This is a genomic window from Thiomicrorhabdus sp. Milos-T2 (assembly GCF_000702325.1).
GTDB lineage: Bacteria > Pseudomonadota > Gammaproteobacteria > Thiomicrospirales > Thiomicrospiraceae > Thiomicrorhabdus.
Genome location: NZ_KL370891.1, coordinates 1,912,102 through 1,930,693, shown reverse-complemented (window position 1 = coordinate 1,930,693; position 18,592 = coordinate 1,912,102). Strand labels below are relative to the sequence as shown.

Sequence of the window (18,592 nt, the reverse complement as noted above, 5' to 3'; positions counted from 1 at the left end):
AATGAAACAAGAAATAGCAATTAAAGTAGTATCTTTAAACAAACATTTCGGTGCAGACGATACTTTAGTAGATGTTATTCATGATGCAAATTTTGAAGTTTATAAGGGTGAGCTTGTTGCCCTTATTGCACCTAGTGGTGCAGGTAAAACTACGTTGTTAATGATGCTAGGGTGTGTTGATGCTCCAAGTGCAGGAAAGATTTGGTTAGGTGAACAAAAGGTCTACGATAATAAGTGGATTACGAAAGAGACGCGTAAAATTCGTCGTGAAAAGATAGGCTTTATTTTTCAGGCACATTATTTAATCCCTTTTTTGAATATCATGGATAACCTAATTCTCCTTCCTCAAACTAATAAAGTGAATGAAACTGAAGCAAAGCAAAAAGCACGAGAGTTGTTGCAATACTTCGATATTGCAGAAAAAGAAGAAGCAATGCCCTCACAGCTTAGCGGTGGGCAAAATCAACGTGTTGCAATTGCAAGAGCATTAATGAATAACCCAGAAATAATCTTGGCAGATGAACCAACAGCAGCCCTGGATATGAGTCGTTCAACTGATGTCGTTATGATGTTAAAAAAAATTGCCAAAGAGCAGAATGTGGCGATTATTATGGTTACGCATGATGATCGTATGTTGCAATATTGCAATAGAGTAATGAAAATTCAAGATAAAAAGGTCGTGTTTGAAACTTCCAATCAATAATATCTCACTATCAGACATATCTCTTGACCAAAATCTTTAGAATGAGCCATCGTTTACTAAATATTAGTGATTATGAAATCTACTAAGAATGATATGCCTTATGGAAAACTATACATTATCGATATCGGGTAAGTTATTATTTTTAAAATAAAATAATTGATTTACTTGACCGTAAGTTAATAAATGTGGATAATCTTCGCTCTTATTACATCGTAGTCATTGTTTCTGTGTACGCATAGAGCAATGTTGTGTTAATTGAGACTGTTATAAGAGTCAATTGGTTGGCTAAAAATGGTTAAAATTTTACTGCTTTTTGTTAAAAAAATTGAGAATAGCTAGCTATTCCCTGCATTTTTTGCCTCAACCAGTAAAAATTTTTCCACATTTTTATACCAACCCTGACTCATATAATAGTCTCAAATGTTAATGATAGGTCTACGGATCGTTAACACGTAAAAATAATATTTCGGGAGAAATAAAAATGGCTAATTCAGCACAAGCAGCAAAGCGCGCACGTCAAGCAGAGAAGAGTCGTATCAAGAACGTTGCACAACGTTCAGACATGCGTACAGCAGTTAAAAAAGTTCTAGCAGCAATTGAAGCTGGTGATAAAGAAGCAGCAAACGTTGCTTTCCGTTCAGCTCAGTCAAAATTAGATGGTATGGCTCGTAAAGGCATTATTGCTAAGAACAAAGCAGCTCGTTCAAAAAGCAGAATCAATGCTCGCATCAAAGCGATGGCTTAATTTATAGGTCTTTTTGCTCCTGAAGCACGACTGTTCGGCGTTACAAATTGTTCACTTACATTTGTAAGCTCACAATTTAAGCCATGAACAGCCGCACTTTAGAAACAAAAATCCGCTATAAATTGATTGATTAGAAAACCGGGTTTTGCCCGGTTTTTTATTGTCTAGGAAAAGGTAAGGTTTATGAAGTTTTTGAAATTTATGGCATTATTGGAAGGGACTTCTTTATTGCTGCTGTTATTTGTGGCGATGCCGCTTAAGTATCACTATGGAATGCCAGAAGCGGTGAGTCTAGTAGGGCGTGCGCATGGTGGTTTGTTTATCGCTTTTAATCTTATTTTGTTCTATCATGTAGGCAAAGGGCATCTTTCTGAAGTTAAAGGTTTTCTTGGTTTTTTTGCTTCTTTAGTGCCATTTGGTACCTTTGTATACAAGAGTAAAGTGCTTAAACCTTTATCGTAAGGCTCTCCTTAAACTTTACATCTCCGACTCTTGCAAAGGTCTCTTTTACTCTAACCTTGATTCAATAACGGAAATAGCTTTTGAAACGTATTATTAAAGCCACGGCAACCGTAGGTGGAATGACCATGATTTCACGCGTTTTAGGGTTTGTGCGTGATGTCATTATTGCTCGTTATTTTGGTGCCAGCATGGGGGCGGATGCCTTTTTTGTTGCCTTTAAAATCCCCAATTTTTTTAGAAGACTATTTGCAGAAGGCGCGTTTTCACAAGCTTTTGTTCCGGTTTTAGCTGAAGCAAAAGAGAAGCGTGGTCATGCAGCCGTTAAGCATTTAGTCAATGCCATTAGTTTTAGGTTAGGCGGGGTATTATTGCTATTGACGGCTTTTGGGGTATTCGGTTCCTCTTTATGGATGATGGTCTTTGCCCCTGGGTTTATGAATGAGCCTGAAAAATTTGCCTTAGCCTCCGATATGTTATCGATTACCTTTCCTTATTTATTGTTGATTTCATTGGTAGCATTTTCATCTGCCATTATGAATACTTATAACCAATTTGCAGTACCTGCGTTTACCCCCGTATTTTTAAACTTAGTGTTAATTAGCTTTGCAATATGGGTTGCGCCTTTATTGGATGTACCGGTAATGGCATTGGCTTGGGGGGTGTTAGTTGCTGGTGTTGTGCAGTTACTCTTTCACCTACCATTTTTATACAAGTTAGATTTACTACCGCATCCAACACGTCAAAAAGATGCGGGGGTTGATGATGTTAAACGTTTAATGTTACCAGCTTTATTTGGGGTTTCTGTTGCACAAATCAATTTATTAATCGATACTGTTTTGGCTTCATTTTTAGTGACCGGTTCTGTTTCGTGGTTGTATTATTCTGATCGTTTAATGGAGTTTCCCTTAGGGGTTTTTGGTGTGGCTTTAGCCACGGTAGTGTTACCAGGCCTGTCTAAAAAAGCGGCTAATCAAAATTGGCAAGGTTTTCAAGAAGATATAGATAGTGCATTACGTCTAGTGTTAGTTATTGGCTTACCGGCTACCTTAGGGTTATTGATTTTGGCAGAACCTTTGATTACGACACTGTTTTATTATGGCGCGTTTACTGCCCAGGATGCGACCATGTCGAGTATGAGTTTAATGGCTTACTCATTTGGTTTATTAGGTTTTATTTTGGTTAAAATTTTAGCCCCGGCTTTTTACGCGCGTAAAGACATGAAAACCCCTGTAAAAGTCGCTGTGGTGGCTTTAGTAACAAATACCATTTTAAATTTAATTCTAATAGGCCCTTTTGCACATGTTGGATTAGCGGCGGCAACAACGGTTTCTGCCTTTGTGAATTCTGGACTGCTTTATTGGTATTTAACCAAACAACAGGTATTTAAACCTATGGCTGGTTGGCGCAAATTAAGTCTTCAAGTTGGCTTAGCTAATGTGGTGTTAATTGCCTTTTTGGTAGTGCTTTCTCCATCTGTTGAGCTATGGCATAGTTTTGACGTGTGGTTAAGATTAGCTTGGTTATTTGGCTTAGTAATCGGTTCAATTGTGCTTTATGCGGTGGTGTTAATGGCAGTTGGGCTTAATCCTAGAAAGCTGGTGAATAAAACAAATTAATAAAACCCGTTAATATTGATTATTTATATTGATGGTAATGCCGCCATTCATCGTTCAGTGATGCAAATTCAAGAAGTTTAAAACGACCAGGCCTGGTAACTTAAAAACCAAAAGGTCTCATAAAGAGACCTTTGCAAGAGAGTATGCACGAATAAAAATGGTAAAAATTCACCTAATTTTTGTTAAAAAACTTGTGAATAGCTAGCTATTCCCAGCATTTTTTGCCTCAATTAGGAAAATTTTTCCTCATTTTTCTTTCGCACCTATCTCGTGCAAAGGTCTCATTAAATTAATTTAAGCGTGAAAAAACGGGTTTTTTAAAAGATTTACAAAAAGTTAGCGTCTTCAATAGGCTATAATTTACGGTTTGATTTTAAACAGAATACGGAACGCATGCAGTTAATTCGCGGCTTACACAATTTACCTGGTTTTCAAAGCCAACTTGCACAAGGCTGTGTATTAACTATCGGTAATTTTGATGGCGTGCACTTAGGGCATCAGCAGGTATTAAAAGCGGTAAATCAAAAGGCAAAAATGCTAGGTTTACCTAGTGTGGTTATGATATTTGAACCATTGCCCATTGAGTTTTTTGCCCCCGAAAAAGCCCCTGTTAGATTAATGAATTTGCGTGAAAAAATGCATGCATTTCAACAAACCGATATCGACTATGTTTTGTGTGTGCGTTTTAACGCCAAATTTGCAGGGTTAACGGCTGAGCAATTTGTTAAACAAATATTAATTGATGGTCTTAAAATTAAGCACCTTGTTGTGGGTGATGATTTTAAGTTTGGTAAGCAACGCCAAGGTGACTTTAGCTTTTTACAGCAAGCGGGTAATGCACATGGTTTTAGTGTTAATGATATGCCAACCTTTGGGGTGCAGGCCGAACGGGTTAGTAGCACACGTATTCGTCAAGCCTTAAGCGAAACTCCACAACCTAACTTGGTAGAGGCTAAGGCATTACTTGGCGGTAACTTTAGTTTTAATGGACGCGTGATTCATGGCCAAAAACTTGGTCGAACCATTGGTTTTAGAACATTAAATCTTAACCCTAAAAGAACCCAAATGCCGGTGCAAGGTGTATTTTCGGTAAGTGTTGACGGTATTGCAGATAAAGCCTGGCCAGGGGTGGCTAATTTGGGGTTGCGCCCAACTGTTGATGGCCTACGACCTTCAATTGAAGTACACCTTTTTAACTGGGATAAAGACCTCTATGGCTCCCATGTGCAAGTAAACTTAGAGCAATTTATTCGTCCAGAAATGAAGTTTGACGGCTTAGATGCCTTAAAAAAACAGATTGCTCAAGACGCTAACAAAGCAAAAGAATACTTTAATCTAATAGATTAAAACTAATTAAGACCTTTGCAAAGATCTTTAATAGATAAAACAGATTTAAATAAATTTTAAAATTTTAATTTAGGGCAATCAAACCTGCCCTCTTAACATGTGAAGTTAGATAATGACAGACTATAAACCGACTTTGAACCTTCCTGAAACAGACTTTCCAATGAAGGGAAGTTTGCCTAACCGTGAGCCTAAACAAGTAGAGGCTTGGTTATCAGATTCGTTATACCAAACTGTGCGTAAACACATGGAAGGGCGACCTAAGTTTATTTTGCATGATGGGCCTCCGTACGCAAATGGTGATATTCATATTGGCCATGCGGTAAATAAAGTTTTAAAAGATATGATTGTTAAGTCTAAAGGTTTAAGTGGTTTTGATGCTCCTTTAGTTCCCGGTTGGGATTGTCATGGTTTACCCATTGAGCTAAACGTAGAAAAGAAAAAAGGTAAAGTTGGCCAAAAAATTGGGGCGACTGAATTCCGTGAAGAGTGTCGTATTTATGCTCAAAAACAAGTTGAAGGCCAAATGGCTGACTTTCAACGTTTAGGAGTGATGGCCGACTGGGAAAACCCATATCTAACTAAAGATTTTAAATTCGAAGCCAATGAAATTCGTGCTCTAGCTAAAATTATTGAAAACGGACACCTTGTTAAAGGAACTAAACCGGTTTATTGGTCAGTAGGCGGCCGTTCTGCTTTAGCTGAAGCAGAAGTGGAATATGAAAACAAACGCTCTAAATCGATTGATGTTCGTTTTCCAGTGATTGATGAAGAAGCCTTTTTTAAACGTTGTCATCATGTAGAAGATCACACTGGTGAAGGTCCTTTATCTGTAGTGATTTGGACAACAACGCCTTGGACATTACCTGCCAACCAAGCCGTTTCAATTAACCCAGAGTTAGAATATTCTGTGGTACAAGTAAATGGCGAAAATGGTCCAGAACGTCTATTCCTTGCCGAGGCTATGATCAAAGACAGCATGGATAAATGGGGCTTTGATAAATATAACGTTATTGCCTATGGTCGCGGAGATCAGTTTGATTTAATTCGTTTACAACACCCATTTTATGACCGTATTGTGCCACTAATCTTAGGCGAGCATGTCACTACTGAAGCTGGTACAGGTTGTGTACATACCGCTCCAGGTCACGGGGTAGAAGATTTTCAGGTTGGTCTCAAATATGACCTAGAAGTGGATTGCCCGGTAGATGGTAACGGTAACTATGTTGCGGGTACGCCACTGTTTGAAGGTGAGAATGTACTTAAAGTCGATGACCATGTTCTTGAAGTTTTAAAAGAACATAAAGCGTTAGTGCACATTGAAGTGATTGAACACAGTTACCCACATTGCTGGCGTACAAAAACGCCATTAATTTTCCGTGCCACACCACAGTGGTTTATTTCTATGACAGAGGGTGGTTTACGTGATAAAGCATTAGCAGCCATTCCAAAAGTAGAATGGGTTCCTGAGTGGGGTCAAAACCGTATTGAAGGGATGATTGATGGTCGTCCAGACTGGTGTATCTCTCGTCAACGTTTCTGGGGTGTTCCCATTGCTATTTTTGTGCATAAAGTAACGGGTGAGATGCATCCACGTACGACTGAGTTGATGGAACAAATTGCTAAAATGGTCGAAGAAAAATCCATTGACGCTTGGTATGACTTAGATGTGGCATCCTTATTAGGTGCCGAAGCAGATGACTATGAACAAGTCACCGATATCTTAGATGTTTGGTTTGATTCTGGTATCTCTCACTTTACCGTTTTAGGGCAACGTGATGAGCTACAAGCTCCGGCAGATTTATATTTAGAAGGTTCTGACCAACATCGTGGCTGGTTCCAGTCTTCACTATTAACGGCTTTAGCAACAGATGGTCAAGCACCTTATAAACAAGTTTTAACCCATGGTTTTACCGTAGATAAAGACGGTAAAAAAATGTCTAAATCTAAAGGTAACGTCGTTGCCCCTCAGCAAATTGCTAATAAGTTAGGGGCAGATATTCTACGTCTTTGGATTTCGGCCGCAGATTACCGTTATGAAATGACCGTTTCAGATGAAATCATTAGCCGTACCGCAGATTCATACCGTCGTATTCGTAATACGGCACGTTTCTTAATGGCTAACATCAATGGCTTTAACCCAGAAACAGATATGGTCGCTTACGATGATTTATTGCCATTAGATAAGTGGGCAATTGGTCACGCGGCTAAACTTCAGCAAGAAATTACTGAAGCTTATGATAGCTACAACTTCCACAATATCTATCAAGCTATGACACAATTCTGTTCAATTGAACTAGGTTCATTCTATTTAGATGTCATTAAAGACCGTCAATACACGTGTAAAGCAGATGGACTGCCTCGTCGTTCTGCCCAAACGGCCCTATATCATATTGTAGAAGCCCTAACTCGTTGGATGGCTCCAATCTTAAGCTTCACCGCTGAAGAGATTTGGAAGCACTTACCAGGTGAACGTACCGAGACGGTTTTTGTAGCGACTTGGTACCAAGGGCTAACCGCATTAGATGAAAATACGGAAATGAATTCAGCCTATTGGGAAGAGATGATTTCAGTTCGCTCAGCGGTATCTAAACAGCTAGAACAGTTACGTAAAGACAAAGTCATTAAAGGTTCTTTAACGGCTGAAGTAACGCTGTATTGTGATGATGCACTGTTTGAAAAATTAAGCAAACTAGAAGAAGAGCTACGTTTTGTCTTAATTACATCTGAAGCAACCCTTAAACCGTTAGCAGATAAAACAGATTCTTCAATTGAATCTGACCTACCTGGTCTTTGGATTGACGCGGGAGCAACTGAACATCAAAAATGTGCACGTTGCTGGCACCACCGTGAAGAAGTTGGCAAAATTGCTGAGCATCCAGAACTATGTCAGCGTTGTGTAGATAACGTAGAGGGCAACGGAGAAGTTCGTCACTTTGCATAATAAAATGTGAACCACGAAGACACGAAGGCACGAAGTTTTTTTGAAATATAAAACTTTGACCTTCGTGTTTTTATATCGACTATTGAGTTTTATATTAAATTGGAAACAAAATGTCAGAAAATAACTTGAGTTCAAGTGCTCTAAAAACGGTTTGGTTTGCAGTTGTCGTCATTGTTTTAGACCAAATGACAAAATACATTGCTGTGAGCAATTTAACCTTTGGAGAGCCTGTTGCGGTTATGCCAAACCTAAACTGGACGTTGGCTTATAACTACGGTGCCGCCTTTAGCTTTTTGGCGGATATGGGCGGTTGGCAACGATGGTTTTTTGCAGGCCTGGCTTTAGTTGTTAGTGCAATTTTAATGTTTTGGTTATCAAAACTACCCAATAAAATCACCGCAGAAGTTTGGGGTATTAACCTTGTGTTAGGTGGGGCTGTGGGTAATGTTATAGACCGTTTTATTGCAGGGCGAGTCACTGATTTTGTCGATTTTTATATAGGCAGCTGGCACTATGCCACCTTTAATGTCGCCGATATTGCCATTACCATTGGAGCAGGCCTGTTAATTCTTTCAGAATTCATTCTAAAACCAAGAGAAAAGAAGCTAGCATAGCTTATAAATCATAGTGAATTAGAGTGAATCATAAATTAATCATTCACCAATAAAGTTACATCAAAACGACCAACGTCTTACCAGGCCTGGTTGTTTTTTGTTTTAAGGTTAAGTGTAATTTGGTTAAACTGAGACTCAGTATTTAACCTGTTGAAGTTATTGATAAATTCAAGATGATTTAACTCTAGCCCTAATTACTTGAATAGATTTATTACGATGCCTATAAGTAAAAAATCTATATTTATGGTTTTTTTAAGGTAAATTACATTGAAAGTTGTTTTTACTAGGCCTTAAAATGTATGTAATACAAGATAACCTGTAAAAACTACAGGTTTTTATTAATACTAAGGCATATAGTCCTGAAAACGTTTTCAATATGAAATACTCGGGCGAATGTGCCTTATAATAAATGTTATATGCACGAGAGATCGCAATGAAATTCGAGAAAATTGTGTATTCAGAGTTAAACTCAAAAGCTAAGGAAATGTACAACTTTCAAAAGGTTTCAGCCAAATTGGCAGATTATGGCTTTACTACAATGTGGCTCAACAACGATTGGCAAGGTGCTGATTTCATCGGAGTCCATGCTGATGGTGTTACTGATATAAAAGTTCAGCTGAAAGGTCGTCTCTCATTCAGCAAGAAGTACGTCGGTAAAAATATCTATATGTGTTTTATTTCAGACGGCGACGTATATCTATATCCACACGATGAAGTGTTAAATCAACTGGAGCATCGTATATCAGACAAAACGTATATTAAAACTGGCTCATGGAGTACTCCCAAACTCACAAAGCAAAACAAACAATTATTAGAGCCATATTTATTGTAGAGGGGCGTAAAATGAATATAACAAGTTGCTCAACCATCGCTACGCCTTCGGCTCCGCTGGACAGTCAAAGCTGCGCTTTGCCTGCCGGTTAGCAAGGCGTTAGAGCCAAAAGGAGAATTCGTGCTTCCACAATCAATCTCAAAAGTTTTGTTCATTTTGCTTATTTCACTTTTTATAACTTCATGCGGTGTAAATAAGGTAAAAATTGCTAGCAAAGCTACAGGCCCAAAAGAGCTTTATGTAAATTTATCCCAAGATCCTTTGCTTATTACCATTGAGCTTAAAATGATTCTTGAGTCAATCGGTTATAAGGTTGCTCTAAGCACCGAAGAGGCTAACAAAGCTATAAAAATTCATAATGATTCTCAGACAGAAACTATATATAGCAATGTAAGTGAGTCTACTAACAGATATGAACTAATACTTGGTTATCAGCCTATACAAGATAGAATTAGGTTAATTGCTGCATCGGTTAGAGATCGGAAAGAAAATAAAATTCTAGGTACGTGGCGTTGGTCATGGGATCAAATGTTACCGGCACCGACAATTGAAGACGCTATATATCTAATAGATGAAAATTTGTTGAGTAAAGTCTTCGAATGAAAAATGTCTTAACAAACAGCTACACCGGACTCCGTAATGTTTGCACCTTTCCTGCAAAAACACGCAGTAAAGTCGCCAACATTACTACGCGCGGTGAGCTGGGCGTTATGAGCGACCGCAAGCGGTCACTCATAACGGGGGGCTAATAGATTGCATTGCCAACCCGTTATGCACCTATAAGGAATATATCTTGGTCGAGATAGTACAAGAGTACGCCGCAGAATTCATAGCAGCTTTGGCCGTTATCTTGTCGGCTGCCGCGAATTGGCGCGCCGCGCGCGCGGAACGAGCGGCAGAAAAAGTAGAAAAAGCAATGCGCCGTATGGATATACTTGTGGAGATAGAGAGGAAGAATGCGGTAGTAGGGAAGCTTGCGCTTGTGACGGCGCAAAAAATAATGCTGCTCCAACAATACCCTCAGCTTGTAGACTCTTCTGAAAAAGAAATATATAGATTACGCAATAATCTTTTACTGCTACAGAATTATAAGGAAACTGAGGAAGAGCAACGAAGAATTGCAGAAGCCGTGGGTGGTGGCGCAAGTATTGAGCTTCATAGCGAAGCGCAAACTGATATCCATAGGTTGAGGGTTCGTATGGAGGCAGACGTTGAAAAAGAAACTAGAGTGTATACAGAATTGCTCGATAAATCGCAAAGTATCGGCGCATAACAAGGCGCGCAACCCAGACGGCTTCGCTTGGTCGTTAGCTTCCATAGTAATAGATAAAGAACATAAAGGGGTCAGTACTCTTTAGTTTCAAGAAAGATTATATCTTATTGAATTTATTGAATAATGATTATAAATTTTCTTTAATATATGTTTTAAGGGTATTGACTCCTTTTCTCACTGACCCCTTTTCTCAACGTTATGTGAAATTAGGTAGATGGCAATTGTGACATTTGAAGTTGTGAAACAAAAAGCTAAGGAGCTAAAAAAGCAGACACTTACAGTATATTTTGCATCTCGTGATCCTAATCTTCCAATGTATATTAGAATAATTGCTATTCTTGTCGCTGCTTATGCATTAAGTCCAATTGATTTAATTCCCGACTTCATACCTATAGTGGGTTTGCTTGATGACATTATTATTGTGCCTCTTGGTTTAGCGCTCATAATACATTTAACACCACCTGAAATAATTGAGGCGGCCAAAATAAAAGCTCTGCAATCTACAGAAAGACCAACAAGCTATACTGCTGCTTTCATTTTTATTTTTATTTGGCTTACAATCTTATTATTATCTGGTCAGTGGTTTTATCATGAATTTATCACATAACAAACGGCTCAACCGGACAAATGTTCGCTGCCCCCTTTTACTGGGCCCCTTTTTCTAAACCGAAAAACCATAGCTACAATAAGCTTACATAAATATGGTCGGCTAAAAGGCATACCAGGCCTGGTAACTTTTATAGGGTTTAGAGTATTTGTGGTTTGATATTTTATTCGTATAATCAAATCTTTATATTTGGAGCATAAGGTTGTGAATGTTGTGAATCTTCGTTTGATTTTAGGTTTGGTTATTCTTATTTTGGCTTATGTACTATTAATTCCGGGTATTACTGAACCTGTTTTACATATCACAACAACGTTAGATAAAGCTGAGTTAACGGTGTTGGGTAAAGAAGCCATTTTGACGAGTGGTTCAATTCCTAATTTTTTAATGCCTATGACGATGGAGGTGTTAAATCAAATTCAGGTAAGTGGTTCCGTGGTTATTCAAGATACGTCTAAAAGTATTTTGGGAACCTCACAGAGCTTATGGCAGGAAGGCAATTTATTAGTGGCTTTTTTGATTGTGTTTTTTAGTTTGGTTGTTCCCGTTATTAAGTTGGCTTTATTAGCGAGTTCAAGCCTATTTAAAAATACTGAATTGTCACAGTTTTTAAGAAATTCAAGTGGATTATTAAGTAAGTGGTCGATGGCAGATGTTTTTGTGATGGCTTTGATTATCTCTTTTTTAGCCATTAAAGCCAGTTCTGGTACTTCAACATTATTACAAACTGAAATTACCTTAGAAAATGGTTTTTACTATTTTCTTGGCTATTGTTTGCTTTCGATATTATCGAGTCAATTATTGATAAAAAAGGTTTAATCACCTTTATCTTGGCAGGGTTCTGGTAAGGTATTTTTTTCAGAAACATGAGTTTGTTTATCCAAAACAATATGTTTTTCAGCTCTTAATCGGTTTGATAACTTGGCAAGGCGGCTTTGTATTTTCCAGAATAAATAGGCCGTTTCGTCACAAGTCTCTTTGCCAGTTTGTTTTGCGGATTGGCAATTAAAAAGTGTGCTGTTATTTTTTACCGATTTTTTTGTAGAGTCATTATCAATCTTATCCATGATGCTATCCTTGCATCTAACCCGGTAAAACTAGTTATGGATGTTTACTGGGCCTTGGTTTTTGAAGTTTTTAAAATTTTTAACATTCTAACGCTGGCAAATCCATCAGCAGGCAGATTATGTTTACTTTGGTAATCACGTAAAGCGTTACGGGTTTTACTTCCGGCAATACCATCTGGTTTACCTACGTTATAACCTAATTGAGTCAATAAGGTTTGAATCTCTTTTATCTGAGTATGGCTTATTCCTTTATCGTTTTTAGGTTTTTGTTTAGTTAACGGTGGGCGTTTAACAATTCGATCGGCAAGATGGCCTACCGCTACCGCATATTTGTCTGCATTGTTCCAGCGTTTAATGACTTTAAAGTTTTGATAAACCAGAAATGCGGGGCCACGATAATCACTTACTAAGAGTAAACGGGCTTGCATATCTTCTTTGGGTAGGTTTCGTCCATCGGCTAAGGTAATGCCCATTTTTTGCCAAGCATTTAGAGTGCGGGCAGTTTTGTTATCAGCTAAAGCGTAATCAAACCCTTTTGGAAGAGAAACCTCTCGGCCCCAGTTTTGTTCTTTTTGCCAACCCAGTTGTTGTAAAAAATGCCCGGCTGAGTAGAAGACATCGGGCAAACTATCCCAAAGATTAATTTTACCGTCACCATCACCATCAACAGCATATTTTAAGTAGTTAGAAGGCATGAATTGGCATTGTCCCATCGCACCTGCCCATGAACCTTTCATCTGTTTTAAGGTGACATGGCCTTTATTTAAAATGGTTAAGGCACTCATTAATTGGGTGGTAAAAAATTGGCTGCGACGAGGGTCATAAGCTAAGGTGGCTAGGGATTCTATAATGGGAATATTTCCAGTATAGCTACCGTAGTTGGTTTCCATGCCCCAAAAAGCGACTAAGTAACGCCCAGGTACCCCATATTTTTTAGTGACTTTATCAAGCAGTTCTTTGTGCTCTTGGTATTTTTTTAACCCATTTTGTACACGGTGTTTACTGACCGCACGGTTAAAATATTCAAAAAAAGTCTGAGTGAATTCAGGTTGTTTTTTATCTGATTTTAGAACATTAGCGTTGAGCTTAATATTTTTAAACGCTTTATCTAGTGTGCTTTGAGAAATACCTTTTTGCAAAGCTTGTTTTTTAAAGTCGTTTAACCATACCTTAAACCCTTGTTCTGAAGCTGTAAAACTTTTGGATTCGGCGTGAGCATTAACGCTTAAAAAAGCTAACAGTGCAAAAGTTAAAAGCACAATGCTTAGAATGTTCTTAATATGAAATTTTGTTATCGACATGTTCAGTTTCTGTTATGGCTAAGTTATGGCAAAGTTATGACAAAGTAAAAGAGCGCCTAGCATGAATCACTCTCATGAAAGCTCTCAAAAAGTAAGATAAATACGCTATCAAACCTCCATTCTACCCAAACTAAATAAAAGTTGGGTGTAAAACAGTTTAAAATTAACCAATATTAAAAGTGATGGAAACCAAACAATGAAATTTTTTGCCACCGCGCCAGGCGGTTTAAGTGAATTACTAAGAGAAGAGTTAATGTCTTTTGGTGCAACTGAAGTAAAAGCACAGCCTAGAGGCGTGACTTTTGAAGGTGATTTAGAGGTTGGTTATCGGAGTTGTTTGTGGTCACGTTTGGCAAACCGAGTATTTGTGACGGTATTAGATGCAGAGCTTGAGACTCAAGAAGAGTTGACTGAGCAAGTAGCAACGGTTGATTGGCAAACCCATATGGATGAATTCGGTTCATTCGCGGTCTCGTTTTCTGGTAAAGGCATGGGAATAGACCATAGTCATTACGGCGCATTAAAAATTAAAGACGGTATTGTTGATTACTTTAGAGGCATTACCAATAATCGCCCTAAGGTAGATACGGAAGACCCAGACTTAAGAGTGCATGGACATTTAAATCGTAATAAATTGACCTTAAGTATTGATTTAGTGGGTTACAGTTTACACAAACGTGGTTACCGTGAAGGGCAGCAAGTTAAGGCACCCTTAAAAGAAAACGTTGCTGCTGCGCTGCTAATGCGTGCGGGCTGGCCAGAAATTGCTAAACAGGGTGGTTGTTTGTATGACCCTATGTGTGGCTCAGGAACGTTTTTAGTTGAAGCGGCGATGATGGCCTCTGATTTAGCTCCAGGGTTAGAAAAAGCTAATCACATGTTAGTTCATACTTGGAAGCAGCACGACAGTAAACTTTGGAATAGCTTAATTGATGAAGCCGAAGAACGTGAAGCGGAAGGTTTACGAAATTTACCAGATATTTATGGTTCTGATTCATCACACAAATCTTTAGATATTGCCGAAGAGGCGATTCATAATGCGGGTTATTTGGATTCAATTGAAATTAAACAAATGACGGTTGAACAGGGTAGACGTTGGGGCGATTGGCAACCAGGCCTGGTTATTTCAAACCCACCATACGGTGAGCGTTTAGGTGAAATTGAAGAAGTTAAAACGGTTTATAAAGCCTTGGGAACTTATTTAAAAAATGAGTTTGAGGGTTGGCAAGGAGTGGTATTAACGTGTAACCCGGAATTGGGAATGTACCTGGGTTTAAAAGCTAAACGTAGCCATAACTTCTTTAATGGGGCTATGGAATGCAAGTTATTCCGTTTTGTTATTACGCCAGAGTATCACTGTGAACCTTCTGTAAAAGGTGGCGCTAATTTAGTACAAGAAGTTAATAATGTAATGCCTGAAATGTCGACTTCTGCGGGTGCTGTGATGGTTGCTAACCGTATTAAAAAGAACTTAAAGCCACTACGTAAATGGGCCAAAAACCAAGAAATTTTTGCGTATCGTGTTTATGATGCTGATTTACCTGAATATGCTATTTCTGTCGATTTTTATGAAACCGAAGATGCGGGTGAATGGTTAATTGTTAATGAATATGCTGCACCTAAAACTGTGGACAAAGCCAAAGCTAAAAAACGTTTGCATGAAGCCTTATCCGCTTTACCAACGGTTTTTCCAACGGTACCCGTTGACCAAATTATTTTTAAAGTGCGCAGTCGTCAGTCGGGTAGCTCTCAATATGAAAAGCTAGATGATAGCCGTGATTTTCATACGATTATTGAAAACGGAGCAAAAATTCGTGTGAATTTTACCGATTATTTGGATACCGGCCTGTTTTTAGATCACCGTGATGTGCGTGCTTTAGTGGCACAAAAATCTCATGGTAAAAGTCTGTTAAATCTATTTTGCTATACCGCAACCGCAACGGTTGAAGCGGCAGTAATGGGAGCTAAAAGCAGTTTAAGTGTTGATATGTCTAAAACCTATCTATATTGGGCAGAGCATAACTTAGCTCATAACTTAGCTCATAATTTAACTCATAATCAACAAGCCAGTGGGCAGCATAAGTTTTTACAGGCGGATGTTTTAGATTGGTTATCTAAAGAGAGTGAAAATCCAAGTTCTACTTTTGATGTTATCTTTTTAGATCCTCCGTCGTTTTCTACCTCAAAACGAATGGAAGGCACCTTAGATATTCAGCGTGACCATGTCGCCTTAATTAATCAAACTATGAAGCTGTTGAATCCAGGCGGAACCCTAGTGTTCTCCAATAATTTACGTAAATTTAAATTAGACACAGAGATGTTGGAAAATTTGACCATTGAAAATATTACCCAGAAAACAATGCCAAGGGATTTTCAAAGAAATAGCAAAATTCACCAGGCCTGGTTATTGAGAAAATCTTAATGAAATTAATTATGCAGGCATCGGTCATGCAAAAATCTCCTAAGGTATAAAAACTTCAGGGACAACAACTTCAGGGATAACAACTTAGCCTGCTAAACAAAATGGCCGTAGTGGCGTTAATGCACAAACACTTGAGGGAGATTAACTTTTAAATAAGGCATATCGATTAATATTCTGAGCCTTAGAAAGTACATACAGTTTGAAAGTGCATGCAGTTTAAAGTGCATATAATCCAAAGCGATAAATTCGGAATAAACCCAAAGAATAGGAATGAATAATGGAACAGAATATTCAATTTGATGAAGCGTTAATTAAACGTTACAACCAATCTGGTCCACGTTACACCTCTTACCCTACGGCAGTTCAGTTTGATGAAGCGTTTGGTATTGCCGATTACAAGCAAGCAGCCCAGAGAAGTAATGAAACGGGAAGAGGCTTATCACTTTATTATCATATTCCTTTTTGTGATACCGTCTGTTTCTTTTGTGCCTGTAATAAAGTTTGGACAAGAGACCGTTCAAAAACCACTCCGTATTTAGACCGCCTGTTTAAAGAGATTGAAATGCAATCTGAGTTGTATGACACCACTCGGAAAGTAGAACAATTACACTTAGGGGGAGGCACTCCTACCTTTATTAATAATGATGAAATGCGTCAATTAATAGAAAAAACGCGTGAACATTTTAATTTATACGATGATGATTCAGGTGAGTATTCTATTGAAATTGATCCGCGTGAATCAAATCGTGAATCGGTTAAGTTATTGCGTGAACTGGGCTTTAATCGTATGAGCTTAGGGGTGCAAGATTTTGACCCAGCGGTGCAAAAGGCGGTCAATCGTATTCAAACTCAAGCTGAGACCTTTGAAGTGCTAGAAGGCGCGCGAGAAGCTGGGTTTATGTCTGTGAATGTCGATTTGATTTATGGCTTACCCTTGCAAACAGAAAAAAGTTTTATTCATACTTTAGATAAAGTGCTAGAAGCTGAGCCAGATCGTTTCTCAATCTTTAATTATGCTCACATGCCAAGCATGTTTCCCACCCAAAAGAAAATGAATGAAGCGGATATGCCATCGGCAGATGAAAAATTAGCTATTCTGCATGCCTCAACCGAACGTTTATTAGAAGCCGGTTACGTTTATATTGGTATGGACCATTTTGCAAAACCAGACGATGAGCTTGCCATTGCCCAGAAAAATGAAACGCTTTACAGAAACTTTCAGGGTTATTCAACGCATGCAGAGTGCGATTTAGTAGGAATGGGAGCGACTTCAATCTCTTTAATCAATAACACCTATGCTCAAAATCGAAAAAGTTTAGCTGAATATTATGAGGCCATTGATGCCGGAGATTTAGCCGTTTTTAGAGGCGTAAAACTCACTGAGGATGATGAACTTAGACGTGATGTTATTACTCGATTAATTAGCCATTTTCATCTAAATTTCGCCACAATTGATAAGCAATGGAATATTCGTTTTAAGGAATACTTTGCCACAGAACTCAATAATTTAGTACAAATGGCAGAAGATGGGTTACTCACACTTAATGATGAAGATATTTATATCACTGCAAAAGGGAGATTGTTAATTCGTAACATTTGCATGGTATTTGATGCTTATTTAAAAGCGGGAACGGCTAATCGATTCTCTAAAGTTATTTAAATTAAAAGCTTTGCACCACATTGCACCACTAAATGCAAAGCGCTACTTTTATGCTGCATTCAAAATGATGCCAGCTTCAATTCTACCAGGCCTGGTAGAACGTTAAGTTTTGAGCTTCTTAAAAGTCTTTATTAACGTCATCAGAATAAAACCCCTCTATTGTTTTTGTAGAGCCCGTTAATGAGACCTCACCAGGTTTAGGGAACCAATGATCTGTTTTACCGGTTAAATAATATACCGTTAAACCTATCCACTCACGCCACGCAGGTTCTAGAGCCTTTAAGTGGTCAAATAAATCAAAATCAAATAGGCGTAGTTCATCTGAATTGGTTCGATAATCCACAGGATAAGGAATGACATTTACGCCTTGCATTCTAGCAATACCTACAGCTCTTGGCATATGAAAGGCGGATGTCACTAACAAATAGTGGCCTTTTGGCTTCGGTAGTAGCGGTTTGGTGTATTTAAAATTTTCATAGGTATTTCTTGACTGTGATTCAATAATTAAACGTTCAGAATCAATCCCAATAGTCGTTAAAATCTTGCGCGCTAAAGCCCCTTCGCCATCTGTGCTTTGTAATGTTAAAGAACCGCTTCCACCTGTAAAAATAACGGGAACATTTGGATATTCGCTAGCCAAGCTTGCCGTACCAATATAACGATCACCTGCCATTCCGAGTTCAGCAATCTCCCAACTTATAGAGCGTTTTAAATCTTCACCGCCACCTAAAATAATAATACCGTCAATGTTTTCAGGCATTTCCTTGGGTACGCTAAAACGGCTCTCTAAGGGTTGCATTAAATAATCACTCACCGGGTAAGCCATTAACACAAAGGCGATAAGTGAAGTGGGAACTAAAATCTTTTTGGCTGCTCTAAAATTATTAAAAAGTAAAAATACGGCACCTAAGAAAAAGGCAAACACTAATAAATTACCCGGGCTCAAAAAGGCCCAACCTATTTTAGAGGCAAGAAAAAAAAGTTCATCCATTAGGGTAAATTCCT

Annotated in this window: 17 protein-coding genes; 14 read left to right on the top strand and 3 right to left on the bottom strand. The window is 38.4% G+C overall.

The window, feature by feature from the left end; translation table 11 throughout:
- Position 1 precedes the first annotated feature (1 nt).
- From BS34_RS0108770 to BS34_RS0108710, 12 genes are all read left to right on the top strand, one after another.
- The gene (locus tag BS34_RS0108770) at positions 2-703 is read left to right on the top strand and encodes an ABC transporter ATP-binding protein (protein ID WP_029408149.1); all 702 of its coding nucleotides are present in this window, start codon (positions 2-4) and stop codon (positions 701-703) included.
- Positions 704-1,184: 481 nt separating this feature from the next.
- Positions 1,185-1,448, top strand: coding sequence for a 30S ribosomal protein S20 (gene rpsT / locus BS34_RS0108765; protein WP_029408148.1), 264 nt, complete (start codon positions 1,185-1,187; stop codon positions 1,446-1,448).
- Between the two features lie 183 nt (positions 1,449-1,631).
- Positions 1,632-1,910: a DUF3817 domain-containing protein gene (locus BS34_RS0108760; RefSeq protein ID WP_029408147.1), complete on the top strand. Its 279-nt coding sequence runs from the start codon at positions 1,632-1,634 to the stop codon at positions 1,908-1,910.
- Between the two features lie 80 nt (positions 1,911-1,990).
- Entirely contained in the window at positions 1,991-3,526 is a 1,536-nt protein-coding gene (murJ, locus tag BS34_RS0108755) for a murein biosynthesis integral membrane protein MurJ (protein ID WP_038126327.1), read from the top strand.
- A 393-nt stretch (positions 3,527-3,919) separates the two neighbouring features.
- A complete protein-coding gene (gene ribF / locus BS34_RS0108745; protein ID WP_029408145.1) occupies positions 3,920-4,873 on the top strand; it encodes a bifunctional riboflavin kinase/FAD synthetase in 954 nt (317 codons plus the stop codon).
- A 112-nt stretch (positions 4,874-4,985) separates the two neighbouring features.
- Complete coding sequence (gene ileS / locus BS34_RS0108740) at positions 4,986-7,814, top strand: isoleucine--tRNA ligase (protein ID WP_029408144.1); 2,829 nt, start codon at positions 4,986-4,988, stop codon at positions 7,812-7,814.
- A gap of 110 nt (positions 7,815-7,924) precedes the next feature.
- On the top strand, positions 7,925-8,428 hold the full coding sequence (lspA, locus tag BS34_RS0108735; RefSeq protein ID WP_029408143.1) for a signal peptidase II: 504 nt from the start codon (positions 7,925-7,927) through the stop codon (positions 8,426-8,428).
- A gap of 433 nt (positions 8,429-8,861) precedes the next feature.
- Positions 8,862-9,260: a hypothetical protein gene (locus BS34_RS0108730; RefSeq protein ID WP_029408142.1), complete on the top strand. Its 399-nt coding sequence runs from the start codon at positions 8,862-8,864 to the stop codon at positions 9,258-9,260.
- Positions 9,261-9,380: 120 nt separating this feature from the next.
- The gene (locus BS34_RS0108725; protein ID WP_029408141.1) at positions 9,381-9,863 is read left to right on the top strand and encodes a hypothetical protein; all 483 of its coding nucleotides are present in this window, start codon (positions 9,381-9,383) and stop codon (positions 9,861-9,863) included.
- 190 nt (positions 9,864-10,053) lie between these two features.
- A complete protein-coding gene (locus BS34_RS0108720; RefSeq protein ID WP_029408140.1) occupies positions 10,054-10,533 on the top strand; it encodes a hypothetical protein in 480 nt (159 codons plus the stop codon).
- A 214-nt stretch (positions 10,534-10,747) separates the two neighbouring features.
- On the top strand, positions 10,748-11,140 hold the full coding sequence (locus BS34_RS0108715; RefSeq protein WP_029408139.1) for a YkvA family protein: 393 nt from the start codon (positions 10,748-10,750) through the stop codon (positions 11,138-11,140).
- 204 nt (positions 11,141-11,344) lie between these two features.
- On the top strand, positions 11,345-11,956 hold the full coding sequence (locus BS34_RS0108710; RefSeq protein WP_029408138.1) for a paraquat-inducible protein A: 612 nt from the start codon (positions 11,345-11,347) through the stop codon (positions 11,954-11,956).
- On the opposite strand, the gene BS34_RS0108705 is transcribed toward BS34_RS0108710, so the two are convergent.
- Both BS34_RS0108705 and BS34_RS0108700 read right to left on the bottom strand, forming a co-directional pair.
- On the bottom strand, positions 11,953-12,204 hold the full coding sequence (locus tag BS34_RS0108705) for a hypothetical protein (protein ID WP_029408137.1): 252 nt from the start codon (positions 12,202-12,204) through the stop codon (positions 11,953-11,955). The two genes, BS34_RS0108710 and BS34_RS0108705, sit on opposite strands and share 4 nt — an antisense overlap.
- 44 nt (positions 12,205-12,248) lie before the next feature.
- A complete protein-coding gene (locus tag BS34_RS0108700) occupies positions 12,249-13,505 on the bottom strand; it encodes a lytic murein transglycosylase (protein WP_029408136.1) in 1,257 nt (418 codons plus the stop codon).
- Positions 13,506-13,701: 196 nt separating this feature from the next.
- Here BS34_RS0108700 and rlmKL point away from each other — a divergent pair, with 196 nt between their 5' ends.
- Both rlmKL and hemN read left to right on the top strand, forming a co-directional pair.
- Complete coding sequence (rlmKL, locus tag BS34_RS0108695; RefSeq protein ID WP_029408135.1) at positions 13,702-15,927, top strand: bifunctional 23S rRNA (guanine(2069)-N(7))-methyltransferase RlmK/23S rRNA (guanine(2445)-N(2))-methyltransferase RlmL; 2,226 nt, start codon at positions 13,702-13,704, stop codon at positions 15,925-15,927.
- A 277-nt stretch (positions 15,928-16,204) separates the two neighbouring features.
- Positions 16,205-17,587 (top strand): oxygen-independent coproporphyrinogen III oxidase, encoded by a 1,383-nt coding sequence (gene hemN / locus BS34_RS0108690; RefSeq protein WP_029408134.1) that lies wholly within the window; start codon positions 16,205-16,207, stop codon positions 17,585-17,587.
- A 118-nt stretch (positions 17,588-17,705) separates the two neighbouring features.
- Here hemN and BS34_RS0108685 read toward each other — a convergent pair whose 3' ends face one another.
- On the bottom strand, positions 17,706-18,578 hold the full coding sequence (locus BS34_RS0108685) for a YdcF family protein (RefSeq protein WP_051640763.1): 873 nt from the start codon (positions 18,576-18,578) through the stop codon (positions 17,706-17,708).
- Positions 18,579-18,592: the final 14 nt, after the last annotated feature.

Coding starts and splice junctions, on each gene's coding strand:
- lspA (WP_029408143.1), top strand. CDS start 7,925: ATGTCAGAAAATAACTTGAGTTCAAGTGCTCTAAAAACGGTTTGGTTT.
- BS34_RS0108685 (WP_051640763.1), bottom strand. CDS start 18,578: ATGGATGAACTTTTTTTTCTTGCCTCTAAAATAGGTTGGGCCTTTTTG.
- BS34_RS0108770 (WP_029408149.1), top strand. CDS start 2: ATGAAACAAGAAATAGCAATTAAAGTAGTATCTTTAAACAAACATTTC.
- BS34_RS0108760 (WP_029408147.1), top strand. CDS start 1,632: ATGAAGTTTTTGAAATTTATGGCATTATTGGAAGGGACTTCTTTATTG.
- hemN (WP_029408134.1), top strand. CDS start 16,205: ATGGAACAGAATATTCAATTTGATGAAGCGTTAATTAAACGTTACAAC.
- rlmKL (WP_029408135.1), top strand. CDS start 13,702: ATGAAATTTTTTGCCACCGCGCCAGGCGGTTTAAGTGAATTACTAAGA.
- ribF (WP_029408145.1), top strand. CDS start 3,920: ATGCAGTTAATTCGCGGCTTACACAATTTACCTGGTTTTCAAAGCCAA.
- ileS (WP_029408144.1), top strand. CDS start 4,986: ATGACAGACTATAAACCGACTTTGAACCTTCCTGAAACAGACTTTCCA.
- BS34_RS0108715 (WP_029408139.1), top strand. CDS start 10,748: ATGGCAATTGTGACATTTGAAGTTGTGAAACAAAAAGCTAAGGAGCTA.
- BS34_RS0108705 (WP_029408137.1), bottom strand. CDS start 12,204: ATGGATAAGATTGATAATGACTCTACAAAAAAATCGGTAAAAAATAAC.
- BS34_RS0108730 (WP_029408142.1), top strand. CDS start 8,862: ATGAAATTCGAGAAAATTGTGTATTCAGAGTTAAACTCAAAAGCTAAG.
- rpsT (WP_029408148.1), top strand. CDS start 1,185: ATGGCTAATTCAGCACAAGCAGCAAAGCGCGCACGTCAAGCAGAGAAG.
- BS34_RS0108700 (WP_029408136.1), bottom strand. CDS start 13,505: ATGTCGATAACAAAATTTCATATTAAGAACATTCTAAGCATTGTGCTT.